The 21,463-nt window shown below is 39.2% G+C and carries 26 protein-coding genes; 24 read left to right on the plus strand and 2 right to left on the minus strand.

What is annotated here, in order from left to right; all coding sequences use genetic code 11:
* Positions 1–19 precede the first annotated feature (19 nt).
* From ACHZES_RS01290 to ACHZES_RS01325, 8 genes are all read left to right on the plus strand, one after another.
* Entirely contained in the window at positions 20–253 is a 234-nt protein-coding gene (locus tag ACHZES_RS01290) for a hypothetical protein (protein WP_395548627.1), read from the plus strand.
* A 674-nt stretch (positions 254–927) separates the two neighbouring features.
* Complete coding sequence (locus ACHZES_RS01295; protein WP_404820315.1) at positions 928–1,230, plus strand: hypothetical protein; 303 nt, start codon at positions 928–930, stop codon at positions 1,228–1,230.
* Positions 1,231–1,367: 137 nt separating this feature from the next.
* Positions 1,368–1,721, plus strand: coding sequence for a tyrosine-type recombinase/integrase (locus ACHZES_RS01300; RefSeq protein ID WP_404820378.1), 354 nt, complete (start codon positions 1,368–1,370; stop codon positions 1,719–1,721).
* Positions 1,722–1,757: 36 nt separating this feature from the next.
* Complete coding sequence (locus ACHZES_RS01305; RefSeq protein WP_154520775.1) at positions 1,758–2,480, plus strand: bifunctional 2-polyprenyl-6-hydroxyphenol methylase/3-demethylubiquinol 3-O-methyltransferase UbiG; 723 nt, start codon at positions 1,758–1,760, stop codon at positions 2,478–2,480.
* A 49-nt stretch (positions 2,481–2,529) separates the two neighbouring features.
* Positions 2,530–2,955, plus strand: a complete 426-nt coding sequence (locus ACHZES_RS01310) for a hypothetical protein (protein ID WP_395548624.1) — start codon at positions 2,530–2,532, stop codon at positions 2,953–2,955.
* A gap of 117 nt (positions 2,956–3,072) precedes the next feature.
* On the plus strand, positions 3,073–3,339 hold the full coding sequence (locus ACHZES_RS01315) for a hypothetical protein (protein WP_154520773.1): 267 nt from the start codon (positions 3,073–3,075) through the stop codon (positions 3,337–3,339).
* 127 nt (positions 3,340–3,466) lie between these two features.
* Positions 3,467–4,060: a hypothetical protein gene (locus ACHZES_RS01320; protein WP_395548622.1), complete on the plus strand. Its 594-nt coding sequence runs from the start codon at positions 3,467–3,469 to the stop codon at positions 4,058–4,060.
* 84 nt (positions 4,061–4,144) lie between these two features.
* The gene (locus ACHZES_RS01325; RefSeq protein ID WP_395548620.1) at positions 4,145–5,440 is read left to right on the plus strand and encodes a LysM peptidoglycan-binding domain-containing protein; all 1,296 of its coding nucleotides are present in this window, start codon (positions 4,145–4,147) and stop codon (positions 5,438–5,440) included.
* A 483-nt stretch (positions 5,441–5,923) separates the two neighbouring features.
* Here ACHZES_RS01325 and ACHZES_RS01330 read toward each other — a convergent pair whose 3' ends face one another.
* Positions 5,924–6,124 carry a cold-shock protein gene (locus ACHZES_RS01330; RefSeq protein WP_395548618.1) on the minus strand — a complete coding sequence of 67 codons (201 nt, stop codon included), beginning with the start codon at positions 6,122–6,124 and terminating at the stop codon, positions 5,924–5,926.
* Between the two features lie 186 nt (positions 6,125–6,310).
* On the opposite strand from ACHZES_RS01330, the gene ACHZES_RS01335 reads away from it, so the two are divergent.
* Positions 6,311–6,469 (plus strand): hypothetical protein, encoded by a 159-nt coding sequence (locus ACHZES_RS01335; RefSeq protein ID WP_154520770.1) that lies wholly within the window; start codon positions 6,311–6,313, stop codon positions 6,467–6,469.
* Between the two features lie 302 nt (positions 6,470–6,771).
* Here the strand turns inward: ACHZES_RS01335 and ACHZES_RS01340 are convergent, their stop codons facing one another.
* Entirely contained in the window at positions 6,772–7,002 is a 231-nt protein-coding gene (locus tag ACHZES_RS01340) for a hypothetical protein (protein WP_395548616.1), read from the minus strand.
* 462 nt (positions 7,003–7,464) lie between these two features.
* Between ACHZES_RS01340 and ACHZES_RS01345 the strand changes: the two genes are divergently transcribed.
* The 15 genes from ACHZES_RS01345 (at position 7,465) to ACHZES_RS01415 (ending at position 21,412) form a co-directional block, all read left to right on the plus strand.
* Complete coding sequence (locus ACHZES_RS01345) at positions 7,465–8,421, plus strand: adenosine deaminase (RefSeq protein WP_404820316.1); 957 nt, start codon at positions 7,465–7,467, stop codon at positions 8,419–8,421.
* A gap of 145 nt (positions 8,422–8,566) precedes the next feature.
* Positions 8,567–8,797 (plus strand): hypothetical protein, encoded by a 231-nt coding sequence (locus ACHZES_RS01350; protein WP_395548612.1) that lies wholly within the window; start codon positions 8,567–8,569, stop codon positions 8,795–8,797.
* Between the two features lie 377 nt (positions 8,798–9,174).
* Complete coding sequence (locus ACHZES_RS01355; RefSeq protein ID WP_038285030.1) at positions 9,175–9,411, plus strand: hypothetical protein; 237 nt, start codon at positions 9,175–9,177, stop codon at positions 9,409–9,411.
* Between the two features lie 29 nt (positions 9,412–9,440).
* On the plus strand, positions 9,441–9,584 hold the full coding sequence (locus ACHZES_RS01360; protein WP_154520765.1) for a hypothetical protein: 144 nt from the start codon (positions 9,441–9,443) through the stop codon (positions 9,582–9,584).
* Between the two features lie 270 nt (positions 9,585–9,854).
* Positions 9,855–10,340 carry a GNAT family N-acetyltransferase gene (locus ACHZES_RS01365; protein WP_154520764.1) on the plus strand — a complete coding sequence of 162 codons (486 nt, stop codon included), beginning with the start codon at positions 9,855–9,857 and terminating at the stop codon, positions 10,338–10,340.
* A gap of 20 nt (positions 10,341–10,360) precedes the next feature.
* Positions 10,361–10,618, plus strand: a complete 258-nt coding sequence (locus ACHZES_RS01370) for a hypothetical protein (protein WP_395548609.1) — start codon at positions 10,361–10,363, stop codon at positions 10,616–10,618.
* 517 nt (positions 10,619–11,135) lie between these two features.
* Entirely contained in the window at positions 11,136–11,390 is a 255-nt protein-coding gene (locus tag ACHZES_RS01375) for a hypothetical protein (protein WP_038285038.1), read from the plus strand.
* Positions 11,391–11,569: 179 nt separating this feature from the next.
* A complete protein-coding gene (locus tag ACHZES_RS01380) occupies positions 11,570–13,246 on the plus strand; it encodes a peptide ABC transporter substrate-binding protein (protein ID WP_395548607.1) in 1,677 nt (558 codons plus the stop codon).
* A gap of 134 nt (positions 13,247–13,380) precedes the next feature.
* Entirely contained in the window at positions 13,381–14,319 is a 939-nt protein-coding gene (locus ACHZES_RS01385; RefSeq protein WP_395548605.1) for an ABC transporter permease, read from the plus strand.
* A gap of 2 nt (positions 14,320–14,321) precedes the next feature.
* A complete protein-coding gene (locus ACHZES_RS01390; RefSeq protein ID WP_038285046.1) occupies positions 14,322–15,227 on the plus strand; it encodes an ABC transporter permease in 906 nt (301 codons plus the stop codon).
* A 10-nt stretch (positions 15,228–15,237) separates the two neighbouring features.
* Positions 15,238–16,227 (plus strand): ABC transporter ATP-binding protein, encoded by a 990-nt coding sequence (locus tag ACHZES_RS01395; protein WP_038285048.1) that lies wholly within the window; start codon positions 15,238–15,240, stop codon positions 16,225–16,227.
* A gap of 9 nt (positions 16,228–16,236) precedes the next feature.
* The gene (locus tag ACHZES_RS01400) at positions 16,237–17,208 is read left to right on the plus strand and encodes an ABC transporter ATP-binding protein (protein ID WP_395548602.1); all 972 of its coding nucleotides are present in this window, start codon (positions 16,237–16,239) and stop codon (positions 17,206–17,208) included.
* Between the two features lie 37 nt (positions 17,209–17,245).
* On the plus strand, positions 17,246–18,013 hold the full coding sequence (locus ACHZES_RS01405; RefSeq protein ID WP_038285053.1) for a copper homeostasis protein CutC: 768 nt from the start codon (positions 17,246–17,248) through the stop codon (positions 18,011–18,013).
* Positions 17,992–18,753 carry a DeoR/GlpR family DNA-binding transcription regulator gene (locus tag ACHZES_RS01410; RefSeq protein ID WP_038285054.1) on the plus strand — a complete coding sequence of 254 codons (762 nt, stop codon included), beginning with the start codon at positions 17,992–17,994 and terminating at the stop codon, positions 18,751–18,753. The genes ACHZES_RS01405 and ACHZES_RS01410 overlap by 22 nt, the downstream gene beginning before the upstream one ends.
* A 61-nt stretch (positions 18,754–18,814) precedes the next feature.
* The gene (locus ACHZES_RS01415; RefSeq protein WP_395548599.1) at positions 18,815–21,412 is read left to right on the plus strand and encodes a transglutaminase-like domain-containing protein; all 2,598 of its coding nucleotides are present in this window, start codon (positions 18,815–18,817) and stop codon (positions 21,410–21,412) included.
* The last annotated feature ends 51 nt before the right edge of the window (positions 21,413–21,463 follow it).

Consider the following 21,463-nt stretch of genomic DNA (forward strand, 5'->3'; position numbering starts at 1 on the left):
TACTAAGGGGGAAAGAGGAATGCTACAGATTGGAGCTTTGCTGATGTTGATTTCAGGACTGTGGGATATATTTGGTGCTTCAAAGAGGATTGACAAGAGCAAGCTTGGGGTGGGAGAGACCGTGGAAATTGCCACTGAGAAAATTAAGAGTAGGGGAAGGCGTTTTATATTGCTGGCAATAGTAGCATCTATAGTTAGCTTATTCATGCCGCAGATTGTATTGTTAATTCTTTATTTCGTCAATTTGTTCTAGAATTTGTTTTATAGATAAAATAGATTACCAACTATCAACCAGGTAGTTGGTTTTTTGTTGCCATAAATCAGTTAACTGATATTTTACTGATGAAAGAACTAATGTTTGTATCCCCCGTTAATGCCTCAAAGACAAAAAAGCTAAAAAATAAAATGAAAAAACAATAGGGGTATACTTACATTTTTACCCAAAGTATCCTACGCGAAAATGGGGTATACTTTTGAAATTGAAATTATAAAGAAGGAAATTAGGTGTAGGATTGTATATCCAGCTAGCGCAGTACAAAATATACTGAATACTCATGAGCGAGTAAATGATGTAATAAAATCAAATAAAAACAAATATAAAAAGTATTGCGCGATAAAGCTCTTATAAAGTCAGATGTAAATAGAAACAATCCTGAGTGGTATTTCTAGCAGATAGAAGAACTATTAAAGCAATATAAATAGAAATAACAAAACACGTATGATTCAGAAGGAGTTATTTGATATACGAACAGATCATTGACGAGTTGGAATCAATATTGCATGAATGAAACTAGGTTTTCAAATGTATTTATAGGTAGTAAATAGGGCATTGGAGAATAATAATCCAGTGCCTTTTATAGTGCTTATAAGGCAATGAATTATAAGGAGGTAATTAATATTTCAGCTAAGCAGGAAAGTCGTAGTATAATGGAAAATAAGAGTGCAGACGTGATCCAGTATCCTCATATTAAAGCGGATGGAACACCAGACTTGCGTTATGGTTCTAAGCAAAAGGTAGGCACAAGAGAATCTACAAAAAGGGAGTGTTTATACGAACGTGATGAAAACATTGCAATATATAATATATTCCAAGACAGAATTGAAAACGCTACCTCTTTAGCCAAGGAGATGATTGCAAGGCGTAACCTTACAATGCTTGTTTGCGCTATCAATGTCGGTTTGCGAGGGGGGGGGGGATTTTTGCTCACTAAAGTGGTCAGATATCTTTGATAGGAACTGGGATTATAAATCATCGGCTGATTACGTGCCAGAAAAAACAAATAAGAGAGATGAAGATGGAAATATAACCAAAGCACATTGAATTATCATGGAACGACGATTTTGAAATTGCCCTATCTAAGTGGCTTATTTGGCTCAATAGCTACGATGCCAAACAAGAGTTTGATGATTATATATTCAAAAGCCAAAAGAGCAGTTATTTCGGCTCAAAGAGATGGTGGAAGATAGTGGAGGATACGAGAAAGGAAGCTGGCATTAAGCAAAAAATCGGAACTAACGGACTAAGAAAAACCATGGCTCACCAGTATATTAAGAACGCTCCAGATAAAAGCCAGGCATTATTAGAAGTATCCAGTCAATTTGGTCATAGTGATTTAAGAATTACAGAAAGATATGCCTGTTCAGAGAAAAAAATATTGAGGCTGGAAAGCAGAGAATGTCGTTTATCTACGGTAAGTAATGTGGTAGAATGGAGGTATTAATATTGACGTAATATTGTTTTATAGGAGGGGTGATACATGAGTGGAAATATAAATGTTCAGGGGTATTTTGATACAGTAAATACACCATGGGGGAAATTATTTTATAAATTAGTATGGCATAATATAGACTGCAAAGGTAAAAAAGTACTTGATTTCGGAAGCGGGTTCGGGGTCACCGCTGATTATGTTGCAAAGAACAATGATGTGACTGCTATCGAGCCGAATGAGGAAATACTTAAACATAGATTTTGTAATAACAAATATAGTCAAATTGTTGGTGGGATAGAGCAGCTTAGAAAAATACCGGATCAAACCTATGATATGATTATATGTCATAATGTTTTTGAATATTTAGATAACAGAACAGAGCTGCTTTGTGAGTTTAGCCGTGTGTTAAGGCCAGACGGGTTTGTATCCGTTGTTAAGCATAATAAAGCAGGGAAAATAATGCATAAGGCAGTGTTTGAATATAAAATCGACGAAGCAAAAGAATTGCTTAATAATGGAAATGCTACATCAGTAAACTTTGGAAAAATAAATGAATATGATAATTGCGATCTAGAGCAGTATAGTGAAGGGTCTTTTAAAATTGATAAAATTTATGGTGTGCGAATGTTCTTTGCTTTGCAAAGAAACGAATTGAAGACGGAAGCCGATTGGATATCTAATATGTATGAACTTGAATGTACAGCTGAGGAAATATCAGAATTCAGAAATATTGCGTTTTTTCATCATATTATTCTTAAACATTCAATGTAACATTAAATGTTGAAAAATTACAATCAAATTCAATATTTAGGAGGTTCAAATGAAGTCAGACAAAAACTGGGACTGTAAAAATAGCTTTCCTTTTATATTTTCTACAATAGTTGTAGTAGTCGGATTTATTATTGCTATATTAATTTTTGCAAACGTTATTGCCGACCGCCCTATGTACGGCAATTTTAGCGGTAGTATATCGAATGGCTATACTTATCCTGACCTTATGGAAATTGATGAATTGAAGCAATATTTGCGTATATATCCGATTCGTAATGAAAACGATAGCGAAGATTATGATGATAACTATGATAAAATAGATAATAAACTTCGTTCTGAATTACAAAATAATATTATAAACGGAAATTGGCCAGGATTCCCTTATGTTCAACTTAACGATCGACTATATTTTAGTAAGCAAGCAGTTGATGATTGGTTTGCTGAACAGAGTAAACAACAACTTCACGTAAAATAAGCTTCTAAGTAGTAGTTGAAATTTTGAATAAAATCCGGTTTTCATTTTCGTAAAAAGTCAAATGAATAATATTGATTGTTGGTAGGTCTTTAAGGGATGTGGAGAGGAGGATCAAAGATGATTACAATATTCAACCGTAAAGAATTGATAATTACTTTTGATATGCAAAGACAGGCCAAGATTCGAGAGCTAATGGCACAATATAGTATACAATATTCAATCAAGGTGATTAATAGAAAAAGTCCATCACCTTTTGATGCAGGTTCCCGAGCAAGAACAGGGACGTTTGGGGAAAACTTGCAGCTGGAATATGAATATATCATATATGTTAAAAAGATAGATTATGAAAAGGCAAATGCAATTATAGATGGTAAAATCAAGTAAGTGTGACGGTCTTTAGAACAGATATAGGATGAAAGTTCAGATTTATATGAGGCATGATGAGATTATATAAAAGCCAGAGGCTGCGAAATTGTTGGTTGATAATAGCAAATTAAATATGGAGATAATTATGTTAATAAAACATGTATTTACATTGGTAACCACATTTATTGCTGTGGCTCTAGTGGGGTGCTCCAATGGAGAGAGAAATGTTGAATTTTCCCAAAGAGAAACGGAAGAGAGCCCGATTATAATCGAGGAGACGATAGAAAGCGTCGTTGGTGAAACATCAGAAGAAGGTCACTATGATGAGACAAGTGAAAAAAGCCTAAATTCCGATGATGCGGACTATTATAGCGTGTCTACTTCTAAATCAAAACAAGAGGTGGAAGCGTTTGCTAAAGCGGTAAAGACAAGTATTTTGAACGATGACTGGTTAGCGATTTCTAAGATGACTGCTTATCCGATTACAATACAAGGTGTAGAATACGTTGATGTAGAAAGTCTTGCAAACACGGATCTCGTGCTTAATGAGGAGTATAAAAAGGCGTTGGAGGCAGCATCTTGCGAGAGCCTTTTTGCTAATTCGCAGGGGATTATGATTGGAGACGGAGAAGTGTGGATCGGGGAGGTATTGGACAAAGATATGCAGTCCGAAGGATTAAAAATTATAGCCATTAATGGACTGTTCAACAATGATTGCCTTAGCCCCGTATTTGATTGAGATTCTTAAAATTTTTATACTATATTGTTATGAACAGGAAGGATTAGCATATAATAGAATTAATAAGATCATTTGAGGAAATCCATGGTCATACATATTGTCCAACCCGGTGAAACAATCAATTCCATTTCAGAGTATTACAAAATCCCCGTTGACAGACTAATATTGGAAAACGGAATTACAAACCCTGGCAATTTAGCAGTAGGACAAACAATTGTGATTGTTCAACCTGAAACACTCTATACCGTCCAGGCTGGTGATACTTTGGAGAGTATTGCAAAGCAGCATGGCACGACATCAATGGAATTATTAAGAAATAATCCCTATCTTTCAGATAGAGAATCTTTGTACATCGGTGAATCCATAGTCATAAGTTATCAAACGAATAAATCAAGAACGATTGCCACTAGTGGTTATGCCTTTCCTTATATAGATAAATCTGTCTTAATAAAAACACTTCCTTTTTTATCTTATCTTACCATATTTGATTATAAGACTACAAGTGAGGGCGAAATTATCTCCAGTGCTGACGAAACTGAACTTATCAAGCTGGCTAAAACCTATGGTGTTGCGCCTATGATGTTTATTTCCACTATATCGGAAGAGGGCATAGTTAGCGGTGAAGTGACCAATAATATTTTAAATAGTCCTACTGTACAGGATCACCTTATTGAAAAAGTTCTTCAAACACTGAAGGCTAAAGGCTATTATGGTATAAATATATATGTCGAAAACATCACCTATGGCAACATAAATGGCTATGTAGAATATTTAAAAAAAGCCTCTGCTAGATTTCATTCGGAAGGCTACAGAATAGTGATTACTATAACACCGGCTACAAATATTAATACCCCTAACGTTAGTTTTGAAAAAATAGATTATTCAAAACTGACTGAATTTGTAGATGGAATTATATTTGCCTCATATGATTGGGCAAGGTCTTACGGTTACCCAATCTCGATTTATCCGGTTGATTTTTTAACGGAATTGTTAGATTATGCGGTTAGTATTATCCCTTCTGAAAAAATTTTTCTAGGAGTTACCACTCTAGGTTATGATTGGACACTTCCCTATGTTCCTGGCGCCACAGAAGCTACTATAATAACCAATAATAGTGCTGTACAAATTGCAGCGGAAAAGGGTATACCTATACAATTTAATGTTGCAGCACAATCACCCTACTTTAATTATACAGACAGTGATGGGATTCAGCATGTAATATGGTTTAAAGATGCAAGAAGTTTTGATTCAAGAGCTGGATTGGTGGAAAAGTATAATCTCCAAGGCTTATCTATTTGGACTATTATGAGATTTGATAACCAAATGTGGTTTATTATTAATACTCAATATTTTATAGAGAAGATTATGGGGGTACACTAAGCAATTATGCGCTTGTTTAGATGTTTAGCGGAAGATTTTTTGATATAAAAATTGCAACTGGCTAAGGATCTTAGATTGATGCGATTGAAAGAACTGTTTCATCAATAGAAGAGAAAGACGATAGATTTATTCACTATCGTCTTTCTTTGCGTCTTGTTTCATTTTATCAACATATAAGAGAAGCCTGCTAACTGTTGGATCGTCTGAAACGATTATATCGTTTGGGGTACATTCTAACTCACGGCAAATCGCCTCAAGTGATGAGTGGCTAACTTATATGAGGCATTATTTTCGTATAGAGTTTTAATTGAAAATAACTTAAATTACGTAGCGTAAATTTGTTCTTTTTAAAAACGTGGTAGCAGATGCAAAGTGGGAAGAAGTTATTGAACCGGAGGAGCTGCGAGAAAATATTGAAAGAAATTGTGGTAGAAGACATAAATAAAAAAGACCACTTATAAGCAGTCTTTTTTATCAATTGGTTTATGCAAGATGAACATTAACAGCCTGTGGGCCACGATTACCTTCTGCTACGTCAAATGTTACAGACTGACCATCTTCTAATGATTTATAACCGTCCATAGCAAGGCCTGAAAAATGAACGAAATATTCTGTGCCTCTCCCGTCGCTGATAAAACCAAATCCTTTTTGTGCATTAAACCATTTTACTGTACCCTTATACATGAAAGATACCTCCTTAAATTAATACTATATTAGCTAAAACTAAAAATCGCATATATAAGTAAATCATCAATAGAATAATGACTTACATATATATGCGAAATCAAGACTTTATTAAAATACTATTTTAACATAACACAATAATTAGTATAAGTCAATAGAGAATTACAAGAAAAAAGAGGAATGTGTGTGAAAGTAAATGTGTGGTTTACCGTACCTGATATGTCGATTTACATTGTGTTTGGAATTGGAGTGGCCCTTTCAATGGTTTCTACCATTAGCTTGATTGCTGCCAAGAGAAAAATTAACAGTATGCCAAAGAGAGTTAACGGTTTTATAAGAAGATAAAATAAATTTTTCATGGAGGAGAAAAGGTGAAAGCTAAGAAGCGTACTTTGATTTATCCAGTGAAATGGAGAGATTTTTATATATTGCGGGTTTGGAAGATTACCTTTATATGGATAACGAAAGCTGAACACTCAAATCCGAATAATTATTTTGAAACATGGAATGCGGAATTTGCGAAAGCGTTGATATTTCAATTATGGAATCGGTATAGGACACGCATTTAAGCTTAAACAGTAGAACTAATATTGATCGAAGCTCGATCTTCGGTCAAGAAAAAGGATTTAACCTGAATTGTAACTTTTTTAACCCAAACTCCAACTACGGACACCAAGGTCGGTGATAAGTTCGTACTTATTGCTACACTCGTTACAACAAATATTAACAACATGTTCGAAACCAGGAATATTTTTGTGTTCTTCTAAGATTTTGCCTTTTCCGCAAGGGCACTCATATTCATGGAGTTCGATAATGCCAGAGCCGGTACCGTAGCCTACATGTCCCTTAAGTATTGAATTAGTTAATTTGGTTTTCAAATATTTGCCTCCATTATTACAAGATAATAAAAATTATTATAGATTATTTGTTCCAGAAAGAGAGAAGCCGACAAAACCTAGGCGAGGTTTCATCGGCTGAAATATGATAATGTATTTCATTTTCATATATAGAATATCATGCATTCCTTAAATTAAACTGAAAAAGCAATTATTTAATAAAATAGAGTAAATAAATTGAAGTTTAAAATCGAATACGAAGTAAGAGTTTCCAGAGTTAATAGTGTCAATATTGATTCGAAAATTGAGCGGATTTGGAGCATACGGAAGGGATTATTATCTAAGGTGCAGAAAAATAAGTGTAATGAAAACTGAAATTGGCCGGGATCAGAGGCCTGGCCAGCGAATTAGAATTTTACGAATTACTGTACATTGAAAACTTAATATTGATAGTTAGTATAATATGGAGTATTCTATAAAGCAAATAATAATATTTATCGAGGTATGTCAATGGAAAATTCCAATAGGTTTATATGTGCATTAAAGTGTAACGATTTAGAGACTATTCGTGAAATCCCCAAAGCTGATTTACATAATCATTTTGTTTTAGGCGGTAGCCGTGAATATATTCAAAGTAAAACAGGCTATAATATCCAACCCATTAAATCAGTTTTACATTCTATGTCTGAAATGCATAAGTGGAGTGATGAAAATATAGGATGCCGATTTAATAGTAAAGAAATGCGTAAGCTACTTATTGAGGCAACCTTTGTGCAAGCTAAAAATGATGGAATATCAATTCTGGAAATAGGAGAGGATGTATGGGGGTTAAGTGAGTTTTTTTCCAATGATATAGATGAGTTAATAACAGCTTTTTGTACTGCTAATCAGAATATTGCGCCTAATATAGAATTACGTCTTCAAATTGGATTATCAAGACATTGCGGGACTAATTATTTAATTAAGCAACTAGACCATTTTTGGGGTAGGAAGGAGTTCTATTCTATTGATTTATATGGTGATGAATTAGCACAGCCTATTGAGAACTTTGTGCCAATATATAAAAAGGCAAAAGAAAATGGACTGAGGTTAAAAGCTCATATTGGTGAATGGGGAACGGCGGAAGATGTAAGGAAGGGAATAGAACTACTTTCGTTAGATGAAGTTCAACATGGAATTGCTGCTGCGGATTCAGATGAGGTTATAAATTATTTGATAAATCATAATATCAATTTGAACATAACTCCAACAAGTAACTTTTTGTTAGGAAGGGTAGCGGATATGAAACAACACCCCATTGGTAAGTTGTTTAGAGCAGGTGTTAATGTTACTATTAATTCTGATGATATTTTAATGTTTGGAAGCGAAGTTTCTAAAGAATACTTGGCGTTGTATAATAATGATGTATTAACGCCCTGTGAGTTAAATCAGATTAGAGTAAATAGCTTATGTAAATTATGAGCACGTTTTAGATAGGAATATTCCTAGAAAAATCACTAACTATCAGTATTAACTGGTAGTTTTTTATTGCCATAAATTAGGTAAACTGAAATTTTCCTTATATAAATTAAAAAGTTAAAACCATCGTTTCAATGGAGGATAGAAGATGGAAGAATTACGAGTAAAAGATATTAAAAACAGAGAAGTAGTTTATGGTTGCGCTTTTAATATTGACTTTAATAGAAATAGTTGGTATGAAGGGCAGGTAGTACATAATATTTGTAAGCCAGTAAAAGGTATCGTTAATAAGTGGAATGAGCAAGATGATTATCCTAATGGGCAGTTCTATATTTTAAAAACAGATGGTTCTCAGGAAGTCCGGTGCAGTTACAACTAATTCCAGGCACTTTGCTTGTACATATGAGGATTGTATAGAGATTTATAATCAGCTCATCAGAGATAAGATTGAAAAACTAAGGAAAATTGCAGACGATTTGGAGAATGAACTGTTGTAGGATTAAATAAATCTTTCAAATGAAATAGAATAAAAAAAGAAAAAGACAGATTTCCATCTGCCCTTTCTCTTTCAGATACGTCTATATAGTCATACATACAAGCCGTGACATGTGAGCGTAATAGCCCGCCATAGAGTGTATGTGTGCTGATAGTCGTTATCGGAATTAGTTTTAAACCGGAGATTTCTGAATGATAATAATGTTCCCTTTGGGCATAATGGGAATAATATATAATAGGGGTTAATATGGAGGTGAATTTATGCGAGGTTATGTGTCTATTGGAATATTTTTCATCGGAATAATCTTGGCTGCTTATATTGGTTATTGGACTCTTTTCATTAAGCCCATCATGGTTTGTGTTTCGGCATCAAAGGCCGGAGCGTTGACGTCTGCAATGACGACGATGACAATAATCAAATGTGCCTTATCGTGGCTGGTTGCCGGTGTGATTTTTGGATTGGGGTATATCGCTGCGATGATTGTGAGTCACAAATAATTTAGGACGTTGTATTGGAGGAAGAAACGATGTTGAACGAAGAGGTACAAGCATGGGTAGATTTGGGGTTTTCAGAGGAAGAGGCAATTGCAATGTCTAATGCAATGAAGGACAGATATGACGATGTTGAAATAACAGACGATGATTCTAATTCACATAAAAACGATTATTGAGAGCCAATACGATGAAACTGTTCATTGAATAAAGGGGTGATTTTATTAAAGTGTTTTTTATGCGGATGCCATTGTCCTGTCTTCAACCTGGCATACGGGCTGGATTGATAGAGATTATGGCTTACATAGTCAAATTCCGATGTAGACAAGTGGATATCGTAACAAATCCTATTTAAAACTATGATTTAACAAACGAAATTTAACATTGATATTTAGCGAGTTTTGCTGTATTCTTCATATATAAAATAGAAAGTGAAAGGATTTTTAAATATGAAAACAGAAATCACAGTTGCTTATGATAATATCAGAGAAATTAAAGAATTGTTTTTAGAGTATACTCATATGTTGGTTGAAAACGACCCTGATTTTGCTGAATATTTAAAAATTCAAAATTACGATTCTGAACTTGAACATTTGGCGGATAAATACGGACAACCAAATGGTAGATTATACATAGTGAAAGTTGAAAATGAAGCAGTTGGCTGCATTGGTTTGAGAAAAATAGATGATGATAATTGTGAAATGAAAAGATTGTATGTTAAACCTGCATTCCGAGGAAATAAAATTGCAAATAAACTAGTAGAACAAATTATTGATGATGCAAAAGAAATAGGTTATAAAAGCATTCTACTGGACACACTGCCATTTTTGGAAGGAGCAATACGTTTATATAAGAAACTTGGATTTTATGAAGTTGAATCATATAATAATAGTCCGATGGATAATTTGGTATATTTGAAATTAGATGTAAATTAAAACCAGAGAGGAAAATTGTAATGGAATTTTATTTTAAGTCCAAAGGTGCAAAGACCCATCTTTACCGGGAAAGTGGGTTTATTGATGAGGATTTGGGTGAGCTGACGGAAACATTTACAGGTAAACTAAAGACCCAAAATTTATTAGGTGAAAATTTTGAGTTAGAAGATATTTCTGGCTTTTTTTCAAAGGGAAACAAGTATTCCATCAAAAGTACTAAGGGACTAAATGGCATTATAGAGAAAAAAAGCTTTGGTGGCAGGTATGTTTTGAAATAACAAGGTTTTATATGTATGTAGAAGATGGGGCATTGGAGATATAATCCAATGCCTTTCTTTATACGATTACTCAAAATTATTGAATCTGATAGTTGGAGGTATCCAGTACCTGCATTAAAAAATAGTTGGCATGCATAGAAATTTTACAAATAAAAAAGAACATATGTTTGCATTTGCGGCATATCTGTGTTATAATATGCATAGGGTCAAATAACTCAACGTATTAAGTAAGGATATCTGCTGTTTCTGAAATTATTAATTGCTCATTCTTCAAATGAAAAAAATCCACTGTATAAAAGTTTGTTATAATGCATTTGGCTATTCACCTTTACAATCCACGTTCTATCTGTTTTAAAACCAACAGAAACAGGTGGCAGACGAAATTCCTGTTGCCTGATCTTCAGGAAATTGATGCCGTATTATTCAGATACCAGAGATTTTTAGAAAATCACTTGATGTGGTTTTAATTTTTAATCATGAAACGAACATTTGTTCTAATGCGAAAGGAGACTCGCGTATGATGATCACAAGAAACAACTTAAATGAAATTTTATTTGAAAACCAGGATGCAAGGCTGTTAATTGAACGGGTAGTTTCCCATACGCAAGCTACTCTATATTATTATCATGACAATGAGATCACCGTAGAGAAGGCATTGGAGATATACAACCGTGCAATGAGGGCGGAAGAGGATGATGCATCCTCTGGCGTATCTTTCTTGGATTTTTCCAGAGAAAAAAACAAATTGGTGTATACGGGAAGTACTTGCTGAAATGACTCTTGGACATGAATTTATATCAATGCAAAATTAAAACAATTCAAAACAGGATGAAATAATAATAAAATATTGACATAAATTATAAAATTATGTATAATTCAAATAATTTCATAGGCGAAATGCCGATGAATTAAGATGAAACAAGAAAAGTAATATTAAAAGGAGAGGGAAAAATGAAAAAAAGAGTATTAGCTTTAGGCACTGTAGCCTGTTTAGCTATTGGTGCGCTGACGGGTTGTGGATTTACCGGATCTAACAGCAGTCCCACCACCGGAGGATCTTCCGAAAGTGCGGCGTCAACGGAAGCCGCTTCTAACAAAACGGAGGCTCCGTCAACCGGCGATCAGATACTTAGCGTATATGCAAATGCTGAGATCAAAACCCTGGTACAATGGGCTGCTTCTGACAATCAGTCTTCCAAGGTGAACAATAACGCATTTGAAGGTCTGCTTCGTCTGGACCAAAACCATGATGCGCAGCCAGCACTTGCGGAAAGCTATGATGTTTCCGATGATAAACTTACATACACCTTTCATTTGAGAGACGGCTTGCAATGGAGCGACGGAACTCCTTTGACAGCAAATGATTTTGTATTTGCCTGGTTAAAGCAGATGAGTGCGGAAGCTACCAATGGCTACAGCTTCATCATGACAGACTATATTGTAAACGGTGCGGAGTATAACGAAGGCAAAGCAAGTGCAGAAGAAGTGGGAGTAAAGGCCCTTGATGACAAGACCTTCCAGGTGACTTTAAAAGCTCCTACCCCTTATTTTTCCCGTTTAACTGTTCTTTGTCAGTTCTTCCCGTTAAATGAAGCATATGTTACTTCAAAAGGTGATCAGTATGGTTTAAGTGCAGAGAACATGATTTACTGCGGACCATATGTTATCACCAGCTATGATCCGGCGGTAGGGGCTACTTTGAAAAAGAATGATAAGTACTGGGATGCGGCTAATGTGAAGGTTGAAAATGCTCAGGTAAGAGTTATGAAGGATGCATCTGCAGCTCTTAATGCATATTTAGCCAATGAACTGAGCCAGGTGGCTCTTGATTCTGCCAACGTAGCTGCTTATCAGAACAATCCGGAATTCAGTTCTAAGAGCGAGTTCAGAACCGAATATCTGCAGTTCTCCTTAAGCAATCCGGTTATGGCAAACAAGAATATCCGCAGGGCTGTTTCTATGGCTATTGACCGTGAAACTTTAGTTAAAGCAATTCTTGCTGATGGCTCTGCTCCAAGTGCTGGTCTGATTGCAGAAGGCATGTATGGAAATGAAAGCAGAAGCTTCCGCGATTTAAACGGAAATATCTGCCAATTTGATCCGGAACAGGCTAAAAAGTACTGGGAAGAGGGCTGTAAGGAATTGGGTCAAACACCAACTCTGACTTTGCTGGTAAGAGATGATTCTGTGACAAAAGCGGTTGCAACTTACATACAAAGTGAATTAAATAAGAATTTAGGCATTGATATTGTAATCGATACCAAGACGGTTCAGGCAAGAAATGAATTAATGGATAATGATAATTACATGTTTGCATCTACCGCATGGGGCGCTGATTATGATGATGCCATGACATACCTTGATTTATGGACCAACGGCACTCCGTACCGTGGCTCCTATCAAAATGAAGAATACAATAAGCTGATTAACGACGCAAGAGTTGAAACCGATGACGCAAAGCGCCTGGATATGCTGCTGCAGGCGGAGAATCTTCTAATTGATGAGGATGTGATCGTTGCACCTTTGTATCATAGAGGTTCCGCAACCCTTACAAAATCCAATGTGAAAGGATTGATCAATCATCCTTTCGGTCCGGATGTGGAATTTAAATACGCTTATTTTGAGTAAGCCGCAGCGGACAGAGGTTTGAACTGACCAAAGGAATGCGGGAAATGAGAAGAGCCGTCCTTCCCTTTTTAAAATTGGAAAAGGGCGGCTCTTTTTTAAGCTCATGAGAATATGAATGCAAAGGAGGACACAGCATGATAAAATATATCTGCAAGCGACTGGTATATCTGGCGCTGACATTATGGGTTATAGTAACAGCTACTTTTTTTCTGATGAAGAAGCTACCAGGCTCTCCATTTGATTCGGAGCGCTTTAATATGATGTCCGCTCAGCAGCAGCAAGCTATTTTAGAGCAGTACGGGCTGAATGAGTCCGTACCCCGGCAATACGTAAAGTATATGGGAAATATCCTGCATGGAGATTTCGGAACATCCTTTACCTATACTGGACAGAAGGTATCTACCGTAATCGGAGGAAGGATTGGTCCCTCCGCTTTGATTGGCCTTCAGGCGGTACTGATCGGTCTGGCTGTCGGCCTGACACTGGGAATTATTGCGGCGTGGAGGCATAACAGCGGAATTGATTATTTCACGATGATTGTAGCTGTCCTTGGGGTTTCTGTACCTAATTTTGTAGCTGCGGCTCTTTTGCAGTATTATGTGGCCTTAAAATGGGGAATCCTGCCTGTTGGTTTCTGGACTGACTGGAAATGTTCGATTCTTCCGTCCATTGCCTTATCCTTTTCTGCGACTGCCATGATCGCCCGGTTTATCCGGACTGAGATGTTAGAAGTGTTGGAGCAGGATTACATTGTCACTGCCAAAGCCAAGGGACTTAGCCCAATGAAGGTGCTCATGCGCCATGCGGTAAGGAATTCAATTATTCCGGTGGTGACGATTCTGGGACCTATTGTTGTAAATCTGCTGACAGGCTCTCTGGCTGTTGAGAATATTTATACCATCCCTGGAATCGGCAGCTTATTTGTAGACAGCATAAAGGCTAATGACTATTCCACGATCATGGGAATCACGATTTTTTACAGCGCTTTTTATATTTTTGTAGTGCTGATCGTTGATATCGCTTATTCCCTCATTGATCCCAGGATTCGTCTGGCAGCCGGTAAGGAGGGTTAAGCATGGATGAATTATTTGTAAAGGCATATGTGGATGAATCGGAGAAAGAACATATTGCCCGACCTAATTTAACAGCCCTTCAGGATGGCTGGCTTCGTTTAAAGAAAAATAAGGCAGCAGTCGTTTGTCTGTTTACATTAATTGCAATCGGGCTACTTGCAATATTGGCGCCGGAGTTTTCAAGGTATTCTTATAAAGAAACGAATTATGATATCATTTATCAGATTCCCTCCATGGAACATTTCTTCGGAACAGATCAGTTCGGTCGTGACCTTTGGGTCAGGACGTGGATGGGAACCCGCATTTCCCTGCTCATTGCCTTTGTGGCAGCGCTTTTGGATTTGACGTTGGGAGTGACCTATGGAGCAGTTTCTGCTTTGGCCGGCGGGAAAGTGGATGCCGTTATGCAGCGAATCATTGAAGTACTGGTAGGAATCCCTCATCTGATCATCGTCATCCTTTTAATGATGGTTATGCCAGCGGGTATCTGGACGATTGTGGTGGCTCTTTCCATTACCGGCTGGGTGAATATGGCACGATTGGTCCGCGGATCCATATTAAAGCTTAAGAATCAGGAATTTGTGCTGGCGGCCAGAGTGCTGGGTACCAGTACGGCCGGAATCATATGGAAACATTTAATTCCCAATACGGTAGGAGTTATTGTCATCAATGCCATGTTTACCATCCCATCCGCTATATTTACGGAGGCATTTTTAAGCTTTATCGGCATTGGAATGCAGGAACCGAAAGCATCCTTGGGAGTTTTGATCAATAACGGTTACCAGGTACTTCGCAATTTTCCCCACGTATTGATCTTCCCGGCAATCGTGATCGTCCTGATTATGGTATGTTTCAGCATTCTTGGTGACGGTTTGCGGGATGCTCTGGATCCAAGAATGAGAAAGTAGGTGAGACATCATGAGCAGATTATTGGAAGTTAATCAGTTGCAGGTACATATAAAGACGCAGCATGGCATAGTCCAGGCAGTGCGGGGGATAAGCTTCTATTTGGATGAACAGGAGACTTTGGCAATCGTAGGAGAATCCGGCTCAGGCAAATCCATTTCCGTGAAAAGCATTATGGGTCTGCTTCCTAAGAATGGAAAGATCGTGGGAGGCAGCATTCTATTAGAAGGTAAGGATCTTTCAAAGTACAGCGAGCGGCAGATGCAGACGATACGGGGATCGGATATTTCCATGATCTTTCAGGACCCCATGACCTCATTAAACCCTACTATGACCATAGGAAAGCAGATTGTGGAGGTATTGAAAGAACACCGGAAGGACATGACTAAAACACAGATGAAGGATCGGGCTCTTGAGTTGATTTCTCTGGTTGGAATCTCCAATCCGGAAACAAGGTTTGACCAGTATCCACACCAGCTTTCCGGCGGTATGAGGCAAAGAGTCGTGATCGCGGTGGCATTGGCCTGTGATCCAAAGATTTTGATTGCAGATGAACCGACCACGGCTTTGGATGTAACCATACAGGCCCAAATCCTGGACTTAATGAAGGATTTACAGAAGAAAATTAAAACCTCTATCATTATTATCACCCATAATCTGGGAGTTGTAGCGAATATTGCGGACCGGGTTGCCGTCATGTACGGAGGCCAGTTGGTGGAAAGCGCTGATGTTCGTGAGTTGTTTTATCAGACGGAACATCCTTACACGAAGGGACTTCTGGCTTCCATACCAAAGGCTTCCCATAAAGGCGGCGAGCTGACGGCAATTCATGGGACTCCGCCGGATCTGATGGATCCGCCAAAAGGCTGCCCATTTGCAGCCAGATGTACAAAAACCATGGAGGTCTGCAGACAATATCCTCCCGAGGATATGCTTTGCGGCGAGAGCCACCATGCGCGTTGCTGGCTTCTTGATGAGCGGGCAAAGGCTTTCAGGGAATAGGAGGATATCATGAAGTCGGCAGAAAATAAACCATTATTAGAAGTAAAGAATTTGAAGAAATATTTCCAGGTGGGAAAAAATCAGATATTGAAAGCAGTGGATGATGTCAGCCTGAATATATATAAGGGAGAAACTCTTGGTCTGGTGGGAGAAAGCGGCTGCGGGAAATCTACCTTTGGCCGGACTGTGATCCAGCTGTATGAGCCAACGGATGGCCGGATCGTGTACGACGGAAGAGAAATTAACGGCAGTTTGCCGTCGGCGGAGCGTCATGGATTTACAAGAAAGATGCAGATGATTTTCCAGGATCCTTATGCATGCCTTAATCCGCGAATGAAGGTCATAGATATTGTTGCGGAAGGAATTGATGCTCATGGTATTTTAAGGGGAGAAGAGCGGACAAAGAAGGTGCTTGAACTCCTGGAAACAGTAGGGCTTTCCGAAGAGCATGCAAACCGCTTCCCTCACGAATTTTCCGGCGGACAGCGTCAGAGGGTGGGAATTGCCCGTGCATTGGCTGTAAATCCGGAATTTGTGATCTGTGATGAACCTATTTCTGCGCTGGATGTTTCCATTCAGGCACAGGTGATCAACTTGCTGAAAGAGCTGCAGGAGAAGAGAGGGCTCACCTATCTGTTCATCGCACATGATCTTTCCATGGTTAAGCATATCAGTGACCGGATCGGCGTTATGTATCTGGGGGCCATGGTGGAACTGGCAGACAGTGAGAGCCTGTTTGAGGCTCCGCTCCATCCCTATACCCAGGCATTGCTTTCCGCAATTCCAATCCCTGATCCTGATGTGGAAAAAAGCCGCAGCCGGATCATGCTGGAGGGAAGCCTGCCAAATCCTGTTAATTTGAAGGAAGGCTGCCGGTTTGCTTCCCGCTGCCCTTATGCAGAACAGCTGTGTAAGGAAAAAACACCGGAAATGAAAGAAGTCAGGCCAGGGCATTTTGCAGCCTGTCACAAGGCAATGTAGGATGCCGGCAACAAAAAAATATGGTTAGGAGAATAGAATGAAAGACTATATCTTGGAGGTCTGTGTGGATTCTGTGGAATCCGCTAAAGCAGCGGTACAGGGAGGCGCCGACAGGCTGGAGCTCTGTGCAAATCTGGTTATTGGGGGAACGACCCCTGGCGTAAGTCAGTTTAAGCAGATCCGCAAAGCCTGTGATGTTCCAATCAACGTTCTGATACGGCCCCGGTATGGAGATTTTCTGTATACAGATCATGAATTTCAGATGATCTCAGAGGATGCGCAGATGTTTCGGGATCTTGGCGCAGATGGGATTGTTGTAGGATTTTTAAAACCAGACGGAGATCTTGACATGGAACGGCTGAAGGTGCTTAGAGAAAAGGCCGGAACGGGCAACATGACCCTGCACAGAGCCTTTGATGTATGTCGGGATCCTTACAGAAGCTTAAAAGAGGCCATTGAGGCAGGGGCGGATACCATACTGACCTCCGGCCAGCAGAATACCTGCATGGAAGGAAAAAAGCTATTAGGTGAACTGATGGAGCAGGCAGCCGGCCAGATCGATATTCTGGTAGGCAGCGGAGTCAATGTAGAAGCAATTGCCTGCCTGATGGCTGAGATAGATGCCCGGTGTTTTCACATGTCTGGGAAGGTGATCGTGGACAGCGGCATGATCTATCGGAAGGAAAATGTAAATATGGGAATTCCGGGAATTGGTGAGTACGATATTTTCCGTACAGAAGAAGAGCAGATTCGCCGGGCAAAAAGGCTGATGGAGGAGAAGGCATGTTTACGGAAGAACGTTTAGACAGGATTTTACAACTCCTTCATGATCAGGGCATGGTGAAGGTCAAGGATTTAAGCGCCCTTTTTCAGGTGACGGAGGACTGCATACGAAAAGACTTAAAAAACCTGGAAAATGCCGGAAAGCTGAAACGTACCTATGGCGGAGCCTTATTATCCCAGGATTATCCTCTGAAACGAGATGTAATAGACCGGAGAGATACAAATATAGAGAAAAAGAAATTAATTGCCCAGAAGGCTTTCGAACTGATCAGGAGCAATGAAACCATATTTCTGGATATCTCTACCACGAATATCATGGTGGCAGAACAGCTTGCCAAATCCCACAAGCGTTTGACCGTGGTGACGAACATGATTGATATTATGCAGACACTGGCTGTGAATCCGGACATCACTTCCATTGGAACCGGAGGAATTATGTACCGCACGGTAAACGGCTTTATGGGGGCAGCTGCCATTGAGATCATCAAACAGTATAGCTTTGACAGGGCCTTCATCGGAACCTGCGGACTGGACCTTACGGACAATTCCATCACAACCTTAGGAGTGGAGGATGGCCTGACAAAAAAGGCGGCCATTGCCAGCAGCAGACATAAATATCTGGTGATGGAAAAGGATAAGTTCTATTTTAATGATTCTTATAAATTTGCCCATTTTGATGACATAGACGGAATCATTACGGACTCCATGCCGGATGAGGCCACAGCCAGAAAACTCTACTCAGCAGGAGTTACCATTCAATAGCTTCTGCCGGACCGTCTGGGTCGGTAAGAATAATTAATTTTTCGCAAAGGAGAATTTAGTCATGTTTTCAGAACATTTGCAGAGATATGCCCAGGAAAAATATGAGCTTAGACTTCCCTTACTGGGAGGTCTTAAGGCAGAAATCGAGAGGGCGATGGAAGGTTGCATTCCCAGGGAACAGGTACTAATGAAATTTTTATATGGGACAATGCCCTTACGGGATTCCGGCGAGTATGATTTTACCGTATTTCTTGGAATTGTAAGGCATTCCATCATGGTTTACGATCAAATGGAATGGTGTCAGGAGATTCCGGAAGATATGTTCCTCCATCACATTTTATATTACAGGGTCAATACGGAGAATATCGAAGACTGCCGAAGATTTTTCTATGACAAATTGATTGACCGGACCAAAGGACTTTCCGTAAGGGAGGCGGTGCTGGAAATCAATTACTGGTGCGCAGAGAATGGAACCTATGAAGCTTCAGATAACAGAACCATATCTCCTGTGACTGTTTATAAATCCGGAAAGGGCAGATGCGGGGAGGAATCCACGTTTGCCGTAACGGCTTTCCGGAGTGTGGGAATCCCTGCAAGACAGGTGTACACCCCAAGATGGGCTCATTGCGACGACAATCATGCATGGGTTGAAGTGTTTGTGGAGGGAAAGTGGCATTTCCTGGGAGCCTGTGAGCCGGAAGAAGTGCTGGATAAAGGGTGGTTTACCAATGCCTCCTCCAGGGCATTGCTGGTACATACCAGAACCTTTTCTGATTATTCCGGTGATTCGGAGACAGAATGTCTGGGGAAGGAAGACTTATTGGTTTATTATAATGGGACTGCAACGTATGCAATGACCAAATCATATGAGATCCAGGTGCTTGATGAGGATAATAATCCAGCAGAAAATGTCCAGGTTTCTTTTGAAATTCTCAATATGGCGGAATATTGCAGCGTGGTAAAATTATACACAGACAGGAATGGAAAGGTTGCCCTTACGGTTGGTCTTGGAGATGTACATGTCCGTGCAATGAAGGAGGGATTATGCTGCGAGGCGTGGATTTCTCCAGAGGATGGAGACGGGACGGTTCTGGTGTTAAAGAAGGAAGATGAGAAAACCGAAAAAAATGTCTGGGTGGATGTGGACGTCAGAGCCCCAAAGGATTACCCTGTAAATCCGGTGACGCTTACAAAGGAACAAAAGGAAAGAAACAGAAAACGGATCCATGAGGCAAATCAGATGCGGGAAAGCAGGATCGCAGGGTACTTTAATGCGGAAGAGGCTTCCTCATACCCTGATGAAACAGAGATCCTACGGTTGTCCGCCGGTAATTTTGAAGAGATTTATAAGTTCCTTTCCAAGGATCGAAATCCGGACCGCAAGTCCATGCTTAACAGTCTGACTGTCAAGGATTATAAGGATGCCAGGGCAGAGATTTTGGAAAGCCATCTTTCAGGGGCCTCCCCGTATCGTAAGAAATGGGAGGAGAACGGGAATCTGGATATTTATGAAAAGTACATTCTTTGTCCAAGGATTTTGCTGGAGGAAATGACGGATTACCGGGGATTTATTGAGGAATTTTTCAATGAGGAAGAAAAGGAAGGATTCCGTAAGAACCCTGAAACCATTTGGAAATATGTGAAGCAGAACATTGGTTTTGAATCAAAGCTTGACTACAAGACAATCTGCTCCACTCCAGCAGGAAGCCTTAAGCTTTTGCAGAGCAATCCACTTAGCCAGAAGATATTATTTGCATCGATCTGCAGGACGTTTGGCATTCCGGCCCGGATAAACCCGGTGAATCTGGAAGCTGAGGTTTATGAAGCAGGAAGATTCGTATCAATATCAGGTGCAGATGAGCTCGTAAAAGACAGGTCGGAAGAGTCAGGAAAGCTGGTACTCTGTGGGGAAACAGACAATCTGTGGACCTATTACCAGACTTGGACCATTGGAAGGCTAAAAGATGGCCAGTTTGTGACTCTGGATTATACCGGTGTTAAATTTTCCGGCGGCGTTTTGAAACTGGATTTAGAACCGGGTATTTACCGTCTGGTCACCTCTGTCCGTCTTCCCAGCGGAAACCAGAACGCCAGCGAGTATGTCTTTGAATTAAAAAAGGATGAAGAAAAGACTGTAACCATGCGTCTACGGGCCGGAAGCCTGGAAGATATGCTGGTTGATAACATGCTGGATGATTTTGAAGTGACCGTAAAAGAGGAAAATGAGAAAGAGAAGACAGTACCGGCATCAGTGCTTATGGAAGGAAAGAGTAATATACTTGCCATCTTGTCCGAAGGTCAGGAACCAACCGAGCACGTTCTTAACGAAATGCTGGAACAAAAAGATGACTTAAAATCCCTTGATGCACAAATCATTTTCTTGTTGCAAAATGATATGTCACTGCAGAACCGTACCTTAAGTAAAGTTTTGGAAGCAATTCCTCAAATAAAGGTGGGTTACATAAGCTTTGATGATACGGTAGAACCACTGGCCAGAAGAATGTATGTGGATCCGGAGAAGCTCCCTTTTTTAATTGTTACGGATCCTGGCTTGAAGGCAGTCTACGGATGCAGCGGCTACAATGTCGGAAGTGTGAACCTTATGATGAAGCTTTTGGGTTTAAGCAGAAATAAGCTGCAAGATAACAAAAGTATATGAGAAGAAACGCATAGAATTGTAAAATAAGAAAAAACATTTTGCAAAATATAT

Origin of the sequence: Lacrimispora sanguinis, from assembly GCF_044987295.1 — a bacterium.
Classification (GTDB): domain Bacteria; phylum Bacillota; class Clostridia; order Lachnospirales; family Lachnospiraceae; genus Lacrimispora; species Lacrimispora celerecrescens_B.

What these genes read in the sequence shown, in the direction of transcription:
- ACHZES_RS01350 (WP_395548612.1), top strand. Translation starts at nt 8,567, where the DNA reads ATGGAAGAATTACGAGTAAAAGATATTAAAAACAGAGAAGTAGTTTAT.
- ACHZES_RS01410 (WP_038285054.1), top strand. Translation starts at nt 17,992, where the DNA reads ATGTTTACGGAAGAACGTTTAGACAGGATTTTACAACTCCTTCATGAT.
- ACHZES_RS01375 (WP_038285038.1), top strand. Translation starts at nt 11,136, where the DNA reads ATGATGATCACAAGAAACAACTTAAATGAAATTTTATTTGAAAACCAG.
- ACHZES_RS01295 (WP_404820315.1), top strand. Translation starts at nt 928, where the DNA reads ATGGAAAATAAGAGTGCAGACGTGATCCAGTATCCTCATATTAAAGCG.
- ACHZES_RS01290 (WP_395548627.1), top strand. Translation starts at nt 20, where the DNA reads ATGCTACAGATTGGAGCTTTGCTGATGTTGATTTCAGGACTGTGGGAT.
- ACHZES_RS01370 (WP_395548609.1), top strand. Translation starts at nt 10,361, where the DNA reads ATGGAATTTTATTTTAAGTCCAAAGGTGCAAAGACCCATCTTTACCGG.
- ACHZES_RS01325 (WP_395548620.1), top strand. Translation starts at nt 4,145, where the DNA reads ATGGTCATACATATTGTCCAACCCGGTGAAACAATCAATTCCATTTCA.
- ACHZES_RS01365 (WP_154520764.1), top strand. Translation starts at nt 9,855, where the DNA reads ATGAAAACAGAAATCACAGTTGCTTATGATAATATCAGAGAAATTAAA.
- ACHZES_RS01320 (WP_395548622.1), top strand. Translation starts at nt 3,467, where the DNA reads ATGTTAATAAAACATGTATTTACATTGGTAACCACATTTATTGCTGTG.
- ACHZES_RS01385 (WP_395548605.1), top strand. Translation starts at nt 13,381, where the DNA reads ATGATAAAATATATCTGCAAGCGACTGGTATATCTGGCGCTGACATTA.
- ACHZES_RS01395 (WP_038285048.1), top strand. Translation starts at nt 15,238, where the DNA reads ATGAGCAGATTATTGGAAGTTAATCAGTTGCAGGTACATATAAAGACG.
- ACHZES_RS01405 (WP_038285053.1), top strand. Translation starts at nt 17,246, where the DNA reads ATGAAAGACTATATCTTGGAGGTCTGTGTGGATTCTGTGGAATCCGCT.
- ACHZES_RS01390 (WP_038285046.1), top strand. Translation starts at nt 14,322, where the DNA reads ATGGATGAATTATTTGTAAAGGCATATGTGGATGAATCGGAGAAAGAA.
- ACHZES_RS01360 (WP_154520765.1), top strand. Translation starts at nt 9,441, where the DNA reads ATGTTGAACGAAGAGGTACAAGCATGGGTAGATTTGGGGTTTTCAGAG.
- ACHZES_RS01315 (WP_154520773.1), top strand. Translation starts at nt 3,073, where the DNA reads ATGATTACAATATTCAACCGTAAAGAATTGATAATTACTTTTGATATG.
- ACHZES_RS01330 (WP_395548618.1), bottom strand. Translation starts at nt 6,124, where the DNA reads ATGTATAAGGGTACAGTAAAATGGTTTAATGCACAAAAAGGATTTGGT.
- ACHZES_RS01355 (WP_038285030.1), top strand. Translation starts at nt 9,175, where the DNA reads ATGCGAGGTTATGTGTCTATTGGAATATTTTTCATCGGAATAATCTTG.
- ACHZES_RS01345 (WP_404820316.1), top strand. Translation starts at nt 7,465, where the DNA reads ATGTCAATGGAAAATTCCAATAGGTTTATATGTGCATTAAAGTGTAAC.
- ACHZES_RS01415 (WP_395548599.1), top strand. Translation starts at nt 18,815, where the DNA reads ATGTTTTCAGAACATTTGCAGAGATATGCCCAGGAAAAATATGAGCTT.
- ACHZES_RS01305 (WP_154520775.1), top strand. Translation starts at nt 1,758, where the DNA reads ATGAGTGGAAATATAAATGTTCAGGGGTATTTTGATACAGTAAATACA.
- ACHZES_RS01400 (WP_395548602.1), top strand. Translation starts at nt 16,237, where the DNA reads ATGAAGTCGGCAGAAAATAAACCATTATTAGAAGTAAAGAATTTGAAG.
- ACHZES_RS01380 (WP_395548607.1), top strand. Translation starts at nt 11,570, where the DNA reads ATGAAAAAAAGAGTATTAGCTTTAGGCACTGTAGCCTGTTTAGCTATT.
- ACHZES_RS01310 (WP_395548624.1), top strand. Translation starts at nt 2,530, where the DNA reads ATGAAGTCAGACAAAAACTGGGACTGTAAAAATAGCTTTCCTTTTATA.